The organism is Actinoplanes sp. NPDC048988, from assembly GCF_043197815.1.
GTDB lineage: Bacteria > Actinomycetota > Actinomycetes > Mycobacteriales > Micromonosporaceae > Actinoplanes.
Genome location: NZ_JBICTW010000003.1, coordinates 149,220 through 162,510, shown reverse-complemented (window position 1 = coordinate 162,510; position 13,291 = coordinate 149,220). Strand labels below are relative to the sequence as shown.

Annotated in this window: 13 protein-coding genes; 7 read left to right on the top strand and 6 right to left on the bottom strand. The window is 74.3% G+C overall.

What is annotated here, in order from left to right; translation table 11 throughout:
• Positions 1-8 precede the first annotated feature (8 nt).
• Genes ACGFJ7_RS11575 through ACGFJ7_RS11565 form a run of 3 tightly spaced genes read left to right on the top strand, consistent with a single transcriptional unit; the run spans position 9 to position 1,977 of the window.
• Entirely contained in the window at positions 9-962 is a 954-nt protein-coding gene (locus ACGFJ7_RS11575) for a hypothetical protein (protein WP_392642139.1), read from the top strand.
• Positions 963-964: 2 nt separating this feature from the next.
• On the top strand, positions 965-1,456 hold the full coding sequence (locus tag ACGFJ7_RS11570; protein ID WP_392642138.1) for a DUF4265 domain-containing protein: 492 nt from the start codon (positions 965-967) through the stop codon (positions 1,454-1,456).
• A 44-nt stretch (positions 1,457-1,500) separates the two neighbouring features.
• Complete coding sequence (locus tag ACGFJ7_RS11565; RefSeq protein WP_360249265.1) at positions 1,501-1,977, top strand: NUDIX domain-containing protein; 477 nt, start codon at positions 1,501-1,503, stop codon at positions 1,975-1,977.
• Positions 1,978-1,981: 4 nt separating this feature from the next.
• On the opposite strand, the gene ACGFJ7_RS11560 is transcribed toward ACGFJ7_RS11565, so the two are convergent.
• The 5 genes from ACGFJ7_RS11560 to ACGFJ7_RS11540 all read right to left on the bottom strand — a co-directional run bounded on the left by ACGFJ7_RS11560 (position 1,982) and on the right by ACGFJ7_RS11540 (position 7,634).
• Positions 1,982-2,338: a GntR family transcriptional regulator gene (locus ACGFJ7_RS11560; protein WP_360249268.1), complete on the bottom strand. Its 357-nt coding sequence runs from the start codon at positions 2,336-2,338 to the stop codon at positions 1,982-1,984.
• Complete coding sequence (locus tag ACGFJ7_RS11555; RefSeq protein WP_360249271.1) at positions 2,338-3,726, bottom strand: MFS transporter; 1,389 nt, start codon at positions 3,724-3,726, stop codon at positions 2,338-2,340. The genes ACGFJ7_RS11560 and ACGFJ7_RS11555 overlap by 1 nt, the downstream gene beginning before the upstream one ends.
• A gap of 148 nt (positions 3,727-3,874) precedes the next feature.
• Positions 3,875-4,354, bottom strand: coding sequence for a hypothetical protein (locus ACGFJ7_RS11550; protein WP_360249274.1), 480 nt, complete (start codon positions 4,352-4,354; stop codon positions 3,875-3,877).
• Positions 4,351-6,159, bottom strand: a complete 1,809-nt coding sequence (locus ACGFJ7_RS11545; RefSeq protein WP_392642137.1) for a dynamin family protein — start codon at positions 6,157-6,159, stop codon at positions 4,351-4,353. The genes ACGFJ7_RS11550 and ACGFJ7_RS11545 overlap by 4 nt, the downstream gene beginning before the upstream one ends.
• On the bottom strand, positions 6,156-7,634 hold the full coding sequence (locus ACGFJ7_RS11540) for a dynamin family protein (RefSeq protein WP_360249280.1): 1,479 nt from the start codon (positions 7,632-7,634) through the stop codon (positions 6,156-6,158). The genes ACGFJ7_RS11545 and ACGFJ7_RS11540 overlap by 4 nt, the downstream gene beginning before the upstream one ends.
• A 211-nt stretch (positions 7,635-7,845) precedes the next feature.
• Between ACGFJ7_RS11540 and ACGFJ7_RS11535 the strand changes: the two genes are divergently transcribed.
• The 4 genes from ACGFJ7_RS11535 to ACGFJ7_RS11520 are packed head-to-tail and all read left to right on the top strand — an operon-like array spanning position 7,846 to position 12,897.
• Positions 7,846-11,136, top strand: a complete 3,291-nt coding sequence (locus ACGFJ7_RS11535) for a LuxR C-terminal-related transcriptional regulator (protein ID WP_392642416.1) — start codon at positions 7,846-7,848, stop codon at positions 11,134-11,136.
• Positions 11,133-11,684 carry a LuxR family transcriptional regulator gene (locus tag ACGFJ7_RS11530; RefSeq protein ID WP_360249290.1) on the top strand — a complete coding sequence of 184 codons (552 nt, stop codon included), beginning with the start codon at positions 11,133-11,135 and terminating at the stop codon, positions 11,682-11,684. Before ACGFJ7_RS11535 ends, ACGFJ7_RS11530 begins: the two co-directional genes overlap by 4 nt.
• On the top strand, positions 11,684-12,376 hold the full coding sequence (locus tag ACGFJ7_RS11525; RefSeq protein WP_360249293.1) for an HAD family hydrolase: 693 nt from the start codon (positions 11,684-11,686) through the stop codon (positions 12,374-12,376). The genes ACGFJ7_RS11530 and ACGFJ7_RS11525 overlap by 1 nt, the downstream gene beginning before the upstream one ends.
• Complete coding sequence (locus tag ACGFJ7_RS11520) at positions 12,373-12,897, top strand: histidine phosphatase family protein (protein WP_360249296.1); 525 nt, start codon at positions 12,373-12,375, stop codon at positions 12,895-12,897. The genes ACGFJ7_RS11525 and ACGFJ7_RS11520 overlap by 4 nt, the downstream gene beginning before the upstream one ends.
• Here ACGFJ7_RS11520 and ACGFJ7_RS11515 read toward each other — a convergent pair.
• The gene (locus tag ACGFJ7_RS11515; RefSeq protein ID WP_392642136.1) at positions 12,872-13,240 is read right to left on the bottom strand and encodes a VOC family protein; all 369 of its coding nucleotides are present in this window, start codon (positions 13,238-13,240) and stop codon (positions 12,872-12,874) included. The genes ACGFJ7_RS11520 and ACGFJ7_RS11515 overlap by 26 nt on opposite strands.
• Between the last annotated feature and the right edge of the window lie 51 nt (positions 13,241-13,291).

Below are 13,291 nucleotides of genomic sequence, written 5' to 3'. Positions count from 1 at the left end.
GTGCCCGCGTGCCTTCCCACCCGCACGACGCCTACGGGCCGGCCACCTTCCTGCCCGACCTCCCGGCGTCCCTGCGCGCCCCGGACGAGCAGCGCCGCACCGCCGCCATGGAGCAGTTCCGAGCCCGGGCCCTGCACCAGGACTCCCTCTACCCGGCCGCCGTCGCCGCCGTGCCGCACCTGATCGACCTGCTCGCCGACGACACCGCGCCTGACCGCACCCTCGGACACGAACTGCTGACCGAGATCCTGCCCGAAGAAAAATCCGAACCGATACACCGGCAGGCACACCAGGCCGTACGGGCCGGAGTGCCCACCTACCTGCGCCTGCTCGACGACCCCGACCGCAACGCCCGCGGATTGAGCGCCCACCTGCTCAGCTTCTTCCCCGAAGCGGCGCCGCAGGTCACCCCGGCCCTCACTGCCCGGCTCGCCGCCGAAACGGACCGGGTGGTCGCCTCGTTCCTCTGCCTGACCGCGGGAACCATCGGCGGCCCGCACGACACCGGCCTGGCCGCCGCGGTGGCCCGCTGGCGCGACCAGCCGCACCGGATCAACCGCTGGACGGTCCTGATGGGCCTGGTCCGCCTCGTCGAGACCCCGGACCCGGACATGCTCGAGCAACTGTGCGACTGCCTGTTCCACGGCCCCGGCAACGTCTACGGATGGACCTTGCACCACGAAAGCCCGGTCCTGGGCGCCGCGCTCGCCCTCGGCGACCTACCGGCCGCCTCCGTGCCCGGCCTGGCCGCCATGCTGACCGACCGGCTGGCCGCCGGCTGCGACGACGGCAACCGCTTCTATCACGCCGTACGCCTGCTGCTCGGCCTCACGTTCCCGGACGGGCCGTCACCACAGCGGCAGGCCGCCACCCAGGCGATCCTGAGCAGCGAACTCGCCGGCCATCCGGCGATCACCCGCCTGCTCCAGGAACACGACCTCCCACAGATGCCACAATGTTGATCATGAAGCGGAGCGATGCTGACGACCGCGCCGGCCTGGTCAAAGTGTTCTTTCACATACGGGTGGAAGATGGCTGGCCACCCGTCGGCACCGAATCCATGTGGGCGCGGCCGGTATCCGACGACGTTGTCGAGCTCGACAACGTTCCGTTCTTCGCCCGCGGAGTTTCGTGCGGTGACCACGTCAGGGTCGTCCGCGACGACAACGGCACGCTGACCGCCGTCGAGGTTGTCGAGTGGTCCCAACGGTGCACCGTGCGGGTGGTCCCATTCCGCGCCGGCCCACTACAGGGCGATCGCCAAAGAGTGCTCGACGAGTTCGCCGCCGTCGGCGTAACCGGCGAAGGCATCGAGCAGTACAACATCGTCGCGCTCGATGTCCCACCGACCGCCGACCTGTCCGCCGTCAAGCGGCTGCTCCGCGACGGCGCCGAACTTGGCTGGTGGGACTACGAAGAGAGCAACATCGGCGACGCCTGGGCCGACGCCGTCTGAACCAGAACGTGGGCGGGAGTGGCTCACCGGATACCGTGCGCGCTATGGCGGTTTCGGAGTATGTGAGCAAGCTGCGGGCGCACGTGGGGCATGAGCTGCTGTTGCTTCCCGGTGCCAGCGGTGTCGTGCGGGACGAGCAGGGGCGGGTTCTGCTGTTGCGGCGCTCCGACAACGGGCAGTGGGCGCTGCCGGCCGGGATGGTCGAGCCGGGGGAGCAGCCGGCTGAGGCGGTGCTGCGGGAGATCTACGAGGAGACGGGTGTGCGGGCCGTGGTCGAGCGGCTGGCCGGTGTGGCCGTGCACGAGACCGTGTATCCGAACGGGGACCACTGCTCGTATCTGAGCGTGTGGTTCCGGTGCCGGGCCGCCGGCGGGCGGGCCCGGCCCGACGGGGACGAGTCGCTTGAGGTCGGCTGGTTCGAGGTGGGTCAGTTGCCGCCGGTCAGTGATCTGACGACGCTGCGGATCGAGACCACCACGGCGCCGGACGGGCCGCCCTGGTTCGCCCCGCCCGGCGCCTGACGGGTCACAGGCCCAGGGCCGCCCGTACCAGGCTCAGCGCGGTCTGCGGGTCGACGCCCAGGGCGCGGGTCTTCTCGGCGTACAGCGAAGCGGCTTTTTGCGCCTGAACCGACGTGCCGGCGGCGCGGGACGTGATCACGGTGCCGGCCCGGCCGCGGGTTTCGACGAGACCGGCCGTCTCCAGCTCGCGGTAGGCGCGGGCCACCGTGTTCGCGGCCAGGCCGAGCTCGGTGGCCAGGGCGCGTACCGGCGGCAGTTTCTCACCGGCGGTCAGGGTGCCGGCGGCGGCGAGTTCGGCGATGCGCAGCCGGACCTGCTCGTACGGCGGGACGGGGGAGCCGGGGTCGACGGTGATGTCCATCAGATCAGTTTCGGGGGTGTGTTGCCGGCTTCGGCGATGGCCCGGCGCATCGGGACCAGGGCGAGCAGGATTCCCCCGACGAGGAAGAACACGACCAGGGAGACGATGCCGACGCGGTAGCTGTTGGTCAGCTGGAAGATCAGGCCGAACGCGAGCGGGCCGAGCCAGCTGGTGCCCTTGTCGCTGATCTCGTAGAAGCCGTAGTACTCGCCTTCCTTACCGGCCGGGATCAGCTGGGAGAACAGGCTGCGGGACAGGGCCTGGCTGCCGCCGAGGACCAGGCCGATACCGGCGCCCAGCAGCATGAACGGCAGTGGCTGGCCGGCCGGCAGCCAGTACGCGGCGATGATCACGGCGAGCCACAGGGCCAGGCTGAACAGCACGGTGCGTTTCGCGCCGATGCGGGCGGCGAGGGCGCCGAGCAGCAGCGCGCCGCCGAAGGCCAGGAACTGCACGATCAGGATCGTGATGATCAGGGTGGACTGTTCGAGGTCGAGTTCCTCGGTGCCGTACTGGCTGGCCAGGGTGATCACGGTCTGGATGCCGTCGTTGTAGATCAGGTAGGAGAGCAGGAAGAACAGGGTCAGTGGGTACGCGCGGATCCCGCGGATCGTACGGCCCAGTTGCCGGAACCCGTCGGTGAGCACGTTGCCGTTGCCGGCGAGGGCGGCCCGGCCGGGGTGCTCTTTGAGCCACAGCAGCGGTACGACGGTGAACAGCGCCCACCACAGGCCGGCCGACACGATGCACCAGCGGGCGATGTCCAGGGTCCGCTGGTCGTCGCCGTCGACCGACAGGACGGTGACGGCGACCAGGTTGAACGCGAGCAGCAGCCCGCCGCCCAGGTAGCCGATGGCCCAGCCGCGGCTGGACAGCTTGTCACGGTCGTCGGGGCCGGCCAGTTGCGGCAGGAACGAGTTGTAGACGACGATCGCCGCGCCGAACGAGATGTTGGCGATCAGGAACAGGAACCCGCCGAGCAGGTAGCGGTCGCCGGTCACGAACGCCATGGCGATGGTCGCCCCGGACCCGGTGAACGCGGCCGCGGCCAGCAGCGGTTTCTTGCGGGGCGCCCGGTCGGCGACGGCGCCCGTCACCGGCAGCACGAACACGGTCAGCAGGACCGACAGGGACACCACGTACGGGTAGAAGGACCCGGCCGCGACCTTGACGCCGAACGGGTGCACCCAGCCCAGGCAGTTGGTCGCGCCGACCTCGCAGCCGGCGGCGGTCTTGGTCACCGTCGTCAAAAACGGTCCCAGGAACACGGTGATGACGGTGGTCTGAAACGCCGAGTTGGCCCAGTCGTACATGTACCAGCCGCGGCGCTCCCGCCGGCCGGCTCCGTTGCCACCGCGATCCACCTGCGAAGACTCAGCGACATCCATGCGGGTTGGCTCCCTTGCGTACCGGTAAGTACCGGGCGTTTCCAGCCCGCACGCGCAGGAGACTAGCGGACCGTCTCCGCGCGGCCAACGGCCCGGGCGCGCCGCCGCCCTGGGCACCGGGCCAAGGGCCGTCGTCGATGGCGGCCCCTCAGTTGTCCGGCGCCCACCAGCGGGCCAGGGTGGAGGTGGCCGGGTCCTCCGAGTCGGCCAGGGCCGCCCACGGGTCCACCCCGGGCGGCAGCTGCTCACCGGCGTAGTCGGCGAGTTCTTGCGGCTGTACGGGGTCGACGGGTGTGTCCGGCGCGCCGGCCGGCACCACGCCGAGGCTGCCGGTGTCGATCCACGGGAAGCCGTCCACCGGCTCCGGCAGTTCACCCACGTCCACCTGGGGCGGGAACACGTCGACCGGGTCCTCGGCGGGCAGCTCGGCCACCTCGTGCACCGGCTCGTCGACGGTGTCCACGTGCTCGAGGTGGCCGTCGAAGACCGGCGGCTCGTACGGGTCGTGCTCGTCGTACGAGAAGAGGTGATCGTCGTACGGCAGCGGCTCGGCGTGCTCCGGCAGCTGATGGTCGTCGAAGACCGGGAGGTCGTCTTCGTGGTCGCCGAAGTCGTGGTGATCCGTCATCGGTTCTCCTCGTCGTGTGGGACGGGCGTCAAGGCCCGGGCCCGTGCGAGTACGGCGTCGGCGGCGCGCAGTCGCGCCCGGACGGTGTCGAGCTCCTGCTGGGCGGCGGCGCGCCGCTTGGCGCGCCCGGCCGCGTCCTCGGCGGCCGCCGCGTCGATCTCGGCGATGTGCGCGTCCAGGTCGCGCAGCCTCTTCTCCACGGCGTCGTCGACGGCCACCGACAGCGCGTACTGCAGGTCGGTGAACCGGTTGGCGATCTCGTCGGCGAGCGCGGCCCGGGCCTCGCCGAGCACGTCACGCAGCCAGATCCGCGCCTGCTGCCGGTCCTGCTGCACCCGCCGCCGGTACAGCACGTAACCACCGGCGGCCAGGCCCAGCCCGATCCCGGCGACCGGCACGAGCAGCCCCCCGGCGGCGAACACCGACACGCCGAGGATGGCGCCGCGGCCGGCCATGAACGCGATCCCGCCGGCCGACAACGCGATGAGCAGATTGTCGGCCGAGCCGTCGCGCGGCGGGGCCGCGTCCATCGCGTGCCGCAGCGACGCGTTGAGCTGCCCCAGCATGGCGCCGCGTTCGGCCTCGTCGAACACCGACGCCAGCACCCGGTCACCGACCTGCGCGAACGTCTCCTCCAGCCGCTGCGACAGTTGCACCGCGACGGCCTGAAGTTCCGCGTCGAGCGCCTGCGGCAGCTGGGCCAGCACCTCCCCGCGGCCGGAGTCGATGCGGGTGGAGAACTCCTGCTGCACCGCCGCGATCCGGGTGCGCAGATGCCCGACGGTCTCCACCCGCGCCCGCTGCGTCTCGGTGGACAGCAGCAGCGTCCACTGCCGCGACTCGGTACGTTTCCGGGCGGCCAGCGCCGCCCGTTCCGCGCGGACCTGCGCCAGGCGCACCGGGTCGGCGTCGGCGGCCCGCACCCGGTCGTCGGCGGCCTCCCGCAGCCGCAGCAGGTCGGCCCGGGAGGCGCGCAGCACGTTGGCCAGTTGCAGCTGATGCCCGCGCCCGGCCAGCTCGACCAGGGCGTGCTGCAGCTCGGCGATCCGCGACGCCTCCACCAGCGCGGCCTGCTCGGCCGGGCCGGACTGCACGGCCAGCTCGGCCAGCAGCGACGACACCGGGAACCAGGGCGCCCCGGCGAAACGCGGCGCGTGCGCGCGCAGCAGCTCCTGGTTGTCCTCGGCGATGCGCCGCCACCCCGGAAAAGCGTCGATCTTGGTGAGGGCGAAGACGACCGCGTCGACCCGCTCGCTGGCCGCCACCAGGAAATCCAGCTCCGGCTGCGACAGCGGCGCCGACGCGTCGGCCACGAACATCAGCGCGGTGGCCCGCTCCACAGCGGCCAGCGCGACAGTGGCGTGCGCCGGGTCGAGACCACCGACCCCGGGCGTGTCGAGCAGGCTGACGTAGCGCAGCAGCGGCGCCGGATGCGCCACCTCGATCCGCCGGGCCCGCCGCTGCCCGGTGGCCCACTCGGCCAGGTCGTCGACGGCGACCGGCTCGGCCGCGCCGGGCGGCCAGGCCCGCACCGCGTACTCGCCGGGCACGAACTGCAGATACGTGGCGGTCGCCACCGCCGCGTCCACCGGCGACAGGCCGTGCACGCCGAGCAGCGCGTTGATCAGGGAACTCTTGCCGCGTTTGGTCTCACCGACGATCACCACCTGCGGCCGGGTCACCCGCACCCGCAGCAGCTGCGCCAGTTCGGCGCCGGCGTCGGGATCCTGGCTTTTGACGTACGCGAGGGTGTCGCGCACACACGCGTCGAGAACGCTCGCGAGATCACCGCCGGGCCGGCTCACGAGCGCACCCGCTGGGCCAGCAGGTGGAAACCGCGGTGCGCGACCTGGGCGACGCGGGACTGGGCCGGGCCGGCGCCGGCGACCGCGTACACCCGCCACCGGTTGGCGGCGGCGACCGCCGCCGCGGCCAGCTCGTCCGGGCCCGCCTCGGGCAGCCGCAGAATCCAGCGGGGGTCCTCCGAGGTGGCCAGCCGGGTCAACTCCTGCTCCCATTCGACGGGCAGCGCCACCGCGCCGGTGGCGACACGCTGGGCGGCGTCGAGCAGCCGCAGCCGGTGGTACGCCGGATCGCGCAGCAGCCCCTCGACGGCGTCGCGCAGCGTCTCCCGGTCGCGGGGGTCACGGCTGTGCCCGGCCAGCCGCTCGAGCCGGCCCAGCGCCCACCCGGCCTTGATCGCGTCGGACCGCCACCGGAACGTCTGCTCCACGGTGTGCCGCAGCCGCGGGAACCCCGACACGGTGACCAGCCGCCGCACCAGCTCACCGGTCGGCAAGCCGGGTTCGGCGGCCAGCTGGGCCAGGGCGAACCCGATCCCGTACAGATCCAGCAGGCTCAGCAGCCGCTCCCGCTGATCGGCCGGAACCGGCGCCGGCCGCGTACGGAAAAGATCGGCCGAAGCCAGCAGCAAGCGCGACTCGCCCGCCGGCAGCGTGCTCAGACGCCGCAAGGCGTCACGGTCGGCGCCGGTGAGCCGGCCCGCCTCACCGGTCTCGGCCAGCAACCCGACCACCGGAACCACATCGGAGACGGTACGGGCCAGCAGCCGCGCCTGGCTCTCGGCGAGCGGCTCGGCCACCGGCCACGGGTCACCGGCCCCGCCGACCAGCGTGTCGGCCTTGCCGAACACGCCCAGCGCGTTGATCGGGCTCGACGCGAGCCGCGCCGACGCGTCCCGGAACGCCTCCAGCGCCCGCACGTCGTCGGCCCGCACGGCCTGGGTGAACACGTAGACCACGGCCTCGGCGGCGGCCACCTCGGACGCGGAGTCGGCGTCGATGTCCGCGTCGAACGGGGCCGTGCCGACCGCCTCGGCGGCCCGGTCACTGACCACGGTGTCGGTCGAGGCCAGCCCCGGCGTGTCCACCACGGTCAGGTCACGCAGCTTCTCACTGGTCAAGGTCACATCGACGTACGCGACCCGGGCCAGCGGCACCCCGAGCCGCTGCGGGATCATGCCGTCGTCGTCCAGCGGCAGGCTGCGCCGCTGCCCGTCGCGGCACACCACGTCGACCCGGTCGGCCGTCCCGTACCGGAACCGGGTCACCACCCGGGTGCACTCGCCGACCGCCGTCGGAGCGACCCGGCGCCCGATCAGCGCGTTGACGAGTGTCGACTTTCCGGCTTTCAGACGGCCGGCGATGGCCACCCGCAACGGCTCACCGAGACGATCGTGGATCTGTCTGAGCTGGTAACCGGCCTCCGGGCCGACACGACCACCCAGTTGATCACACAGCGTCGCTAGGCTGACGCTCAACGGGCCGCTCACCGCGACTCGTCAGCCGGGCACACTGTCGGTGAGAATGTGCAGACCACGGCCGTCCTCTCCATCTCGTGCGGGGGCGGGCTCCCGCCGCGGGCACCAGCCTACGGAAGGCGGGAGGACACGGGATCCCGTGTTCGTGCCAGGCACACGCCGACCAAGGGGAGGGGATCAGGTGGCGGAAGCGCTGCACCCGGCCGCCGCCATGCTGCAACGCCCCGGTCTCGTCGTGCTGACCGGCCCGCCCGGCTGCGGCCGCACCACCCTGCTGCGCCGGCTCAGCGCGACGGTCAGCGGCCCGGTCCACGCCGGCGGCGGGCTGGCCATGCTGCAGACGGTGCCCGCGCTGGCCCTGTCCAGGGCGGTCAAGGCCAAGCTTCCCGCGTACGACGTCCACCTGCTCGCCGAGGCGGTCCGCTCCCGCGTCCGCGGCGGCCTGCTGGTCATCGACGACCTGCACTACACCGACCCGGCCACCCTGGCCGCGCTGCCGCTGCTGGCGGCCCACTGCCGGGTCCTGACCGCCGTGCGCACCCCGCACCGGCTGCCCCCGGCCACCGAGGCCGCGCTGCGCGCCGCGGCCACCGCCTGGATCCCGGTGCCGCCCCTGACCCCGGCCGAGGCCGCCGACCTGGCCCGGCGCACCGCCCCCCACCTCGACCAGGCCACCCTGACCGCCGTCGTCGACCGGGCCGGCGGCAACCCCCTGGCCGTGACCGCCCTGGCCCGCAACGCGGCCGCCGGCGCCCGCTCCGCCGCCGGCGGCGCTACCTCTCCTTCCGGCGCGGCCGGGTCCTGGCCGGCCGGCACTTCCGACCCCGACAGCTTCCGCCCGGCCGGCGGCGCCGGCTCCCGGCCGGCGTCCGGTGGCGGCGACATCGACCAGGTGGCGTATGCGATCGCGACCGCCCTGGCCGACCTGCCCCGACCCGCCCGCACGGCCCTGGCCGCGCTGGGCCTGCTCGGCCGCCCCGCCCCCGCCGCCCTGCTCGGCCCCGGCGCCACCGACCTGCAGGCCGCCGGCCTGATCACCGCCGCCCCGGACGGCACCCTGCTACCGGTCTCGACCTACGTGGCCGAAACCGCCGCCGGCCTGCTCGACGCCGCCGCCCGCACCGACCTGCACACCCGCCTGGCCGAACTGACCCCACCGGCCGAGGCCGCCCGCCACCTGGCCGCCGCCGGCGACCCGCGAGGCGCCCACCGCCAGGCCCTGCTGGCCGCCGACCACACCACCGGCGGCGACCGGGCCGCCCTGCTGCTGTTCGCCTGCGAACTCGACACCCCCATCGACCCCCGCGTCCGCCTGGCCGCCGCCGACGCCCTGCTGTCCGTGGGCCGCCCCGCCGCCGCCGCCCGCGTCCTGACCTTCGACGACCAGCTCGCCTACGCCACTGGCCACCGAGCCTCCGACGCCGCCGGCCAGTTCGACAGCGTCGGCACGGACCCGTTCAGCGCCGAACTCGGCTTCCCCCACCCACCGGCCGAGCGTTCCGGCACCGACCTGGACTTCACCGACTCACCCGCCGGCCGGCCGGGACCGAACCCGCCGCAGCCGGCCGGCGAGCCGGATTCATCCCCGGGGCTGGATTCCCGGTCCCGCGCGGCGTCGGGGGCCGCCCGATCCGTGGACGTCGACGCGCTGCGCTCACTGCGGCTGGAAGCCGACGTGCTGCGAGGCGAAGCCCTCCTGCAAGCCGGGAACCCGGAAGCCGCCCGGGCCGCTGTGCGGGCCGTGCCCGACGCCGCGTCGCCTCTCGTGATGGCCGGGCGCGACCGGGTGCTGCTGCTGGCCGAACTGGCCACCGACCCGGCCGCGGCCCGCGACCTCGCCGACAAGATCGCCGCCCGGCATCCGCGGCCGTCCGCCGGGGTGGCGGCCGCCCTCGCCGCGGTACAGGCCCACTTCCGTACCCCCGGCTGGGACACGGCGCTGGCCGCGGCCGCCACCGCCGGGGGAGACCCGCTGATCACCCGCTGGTCGGCGTGGCTGCTCGTCGAGGAACTGGCCGCCGACGGCCGCCTGACCGAATCGGCGTCGGTGGCCCTGCGCGCGGCCCGTGACAGCGCCGCCGACCTCGCGTACGGCTGGCAGACCCGCTTCGCCGCGGCCGCCGACTGGGCCCTGGCCCTGCACGGCTCCACCACAGACGTGGCCCCCACCAACACTCCCGCCGATCCCACGACGGCCCCCGGTTCCGGGCTCGCCGAATCTCCTGGGCCGACCAACCCTCCCGCCGACCCGGCCAAGGCGGGCTCCGCCCCTGCGCACGCGGTCCCCCCGGAGCCAATTCCCGCCGACCCGGCTTCGGCCCCCGCCACGACAATTCGCCCCTACTCGCCCGCGGCCGCGCCGGGCCCTGCCACCACAACTCCCGCCTTCTCGGCCACGGCCGGGCCGGCCTTCGCGCCGACGCCCCCGGCCCGCGGTGTCGGCGGTCAAGACGGCAGCCGCGCCGCAGACGTCGTGCCGCCTCATGAACGAGTTACCGCTACCGCTGACCCGGGCGGTGCCCAGGCTGCCGGTCGCCACCGCGGCGAGTCGGCCACCACCAGCGGTTCCCCGGCGCCGACCGACCATCCGCGGGGTTTGGGTCACATGCGGCCGGGTGGCATCTACGGCGCGGCCACCGCGCCTGCGTCGACTCATCCCGGGGACGTCGTCGCTGAGCTGTGGGACGGCACGGACGGGGTGTTGCGCCGGGCCGCCAACCTCACCGACCGGGCGCTGCCCGATGAGGCTCGGGGCTACGCGACCGCGGCCACCGCGCTGATCGAGGCCGACACCGGGCTGCTCGCCGCCGCCCGGGCCCACCTCGACGGCGGGCCCGCGCATCCGGCTGTGTCGTGGGTGGCCCAGGAGACCGCGTGGCTCGACGGGCAACCGGACCGGGCCGTCGCCTCCGGCGGGGACGACGACGGTGGGCTGCTGGCCGGGCTGCGGGCGATCACGGCTCAGTGGGCCGCGCACGATCTGGGGTCGGAGGCGACGCCGGTGATCGCGGGCGGGCTGCCGTCGGCCGCTCGGCGTACGCTGACCGCCTGGGCGACCGGGACCGGGTTCACGGCCGCGGCCGATGGGTGGCGGCCCATCGCGTTGCGGGAGCGGATCCGGTGTCTGCTGGCGGCGGGACTGACCGACACCGACCCGGCGCGGGCGGTCGAGGCTCTGCTGAACGCGGAGCGGCTGGCCGACGCGGCCGGGTTGACCGTGCTGGCCGGGCGGGCCCGCCGGGGGCTGCGCCGGCACCGGGTGCACCGCGACACGCGGGGCAAGCGTTCCGGTGATCAGCTGACCCGCCGGGAGACCGATGTTCTGCGGCTGGTCGCGGCGGGGGAGCCGACCCGCCGGATCGCCGGGCAGCTGGGTATTTCCGCCGAGACTGTCGACACCCATATCCGCGCCGGTATGCGCAAGCTCGGCGCCCGAACCCGTACGGAAGCCGCCGCCCTCGCTTTTGCCCGTCCCGACACGTCTGACAAGGATGGCCGGTGACCAGACAGACCGACGCCCCTCGCCACGTCGTCGCCACCCCCGGCGACGCCGACACCGTGCTGCGCCGGCTCACCCGTGACGGCTGGGTGGCGCGCGACGGCTTCGCCCTTACCGACCCGGGCTGGGATGTGACCAGCACCCGCCTGGTCCTGCACGGCCGTATCGGTGACGCCGACACCCTGCAGCTGGCGTTGCTGGCCGCCGCCCGCGGCGCCGGCATTGTGGCCGTCTGCGACGCCGAGTCGCCGCTGGGCCGCGCCCTGGTCGACGACCTGTCCCGGCTGGGTCCCGTGCAGCACGGCGTCGCCGACCCGGTGCCCGCCGGCGGTGGTGGTTCCGTGACCGAGCTGGTTCCCGAGCAGCGGGCCCTGCTCGACCGGCTGGCCGCCGGTGACACCATCGCCGCGGCGGCCGCGGCCGAGTTCCTGTCGCTGCGCACCGCGAACCGCCGGATCGCCGAGGCCCGCGCCCTGTTCGGGGTGCGCACCACCCGCGAGGCCGTCCTGGCCTACCTGCGCCAGCGCGGCAGCGCCCCACCGCCACGCTGATGCGGGCGATCGTCTTCGACTTCTTCGGCACCCTGACCGATCCCGCCGCCGAGTCCGGCCGCCGGGCGTCGTTCGCCGCCACCGCCGCCGCGCTGGGTGTGCCCGCCGCCGCGTTCTGGGCGGCGATGTCCACCTCGTTCGCCGAACGCGCCACCGGCGTGCACGGCGACACCCGCGCGACCCTGCTCGCGATGGCCCGCCGCTGCGGCGCCGACCCCACCGACGATCAACTGCGGTCGGCCGTACGGGTTCAGCACGCCGGCGCCGCGTCGGCCCGCCGCCCCCGCCCGGGCGCCCTGGACCTGCTCGACGGCCTGCGCCGCGCCGGTTGGCGCCTGGCCGTGCTCAGCGACTGCGCCAGCGAACTCGTCGAAGCCTGGCCCACCACCCCGTTCGCCGCCCGCGTGGACGCCACCGTGTTCTCCTGGCAGGAGGGTCACCGCAAACCCGACCCGCGCCTGTACGCCACCGCGGCCGCCCGCCTGGGCGTACCCGCCGCATCGTGCTGGTTCGTCGGCGACGGCGGCAGCCGCGAACACCGAGGCGCCCACCTCGCCGGCATGCGCCCGGTCCTGGTCACCAACGCCGCCCACCCGCACGCCGCCGCCCTGCGCGACGACCCCGACACCTGGCGGCCGCCGTGGTCGGTCGACGACCTCACCGCCCTGCCGGCCGTGCTCACCCCCTCATGATCTTCGTCCGGCACGCCATGCCCACCCTGGACCCCGCCACGCCGCCGACCGCGTGGCCGCTGAGCGCCCAGGGCCGCACCGCCGCCCGCGCCCTGCGCCTGCCGGAGCGGGCCTACCTCGTCGCCAGCGACGAACCCAAAGCCGCCGAGACCCTGCGGTACGCCGTCCCCGGCGCCCCCGTGCACCAGGACCCCGGCTTCGGTGAGGTCCGCCGGCCACCCGCATGGCAGCCGGACCACCGGGCCCTCGCCCGCGCCTACGTCGCCGGCACCCACGTCCCCGACGGCTGGGAGCCGCCGGCCGCGGTGACCGCCCGCTTCAGCGCCGCCGTCGAACGCCACCTGACCCGAGCCGGGAACCGCACCCTGGTCGTGGCCACCCACGGCATGGCCCTGACCTGCTGGCTCAGCACCCACGCGCTGATCACCGGCGAGCCCGCCGAGTTCTGGGCCGCCCTGCGCTTCCCCGACCTCGTCGCGGCACCGCGGGCACAGGTCACCCGGGCGCTCGGGAAGCGATGATCACCCGGTTGCCGTCCGGGTCGGCGACCATGGCCATGCGCTCACCCCACGGCTGATCGGCCGGCTCCTGCACCACCTCGACCCCGCCGTCGCGGAGCCGGGCCAGACCGGCGTCGCACTCACGCGCGTACACCCACAAGGTGACCCGCTCGTTGGCCAGGGTGCCCGGCTCGTCCTGCCGGCCGATGCCCAGGTGTGAACCCCCGATTTTGACGCTGACGTAGGCCGGGTCGCCGTCGGCCGGGAACCGGTAGGTCACCTCGCCGCCCAGCAGATCACGGTAGAAGCGCAGGCTGCGGGCCAGATCGGGCGTCGTCAGAATGGGGAACAGCTCGTCGAACACGGTTGCCTCCTCGTCGTTGAGGTGATGCCCGCATCCTGCCCCGGGGGTACG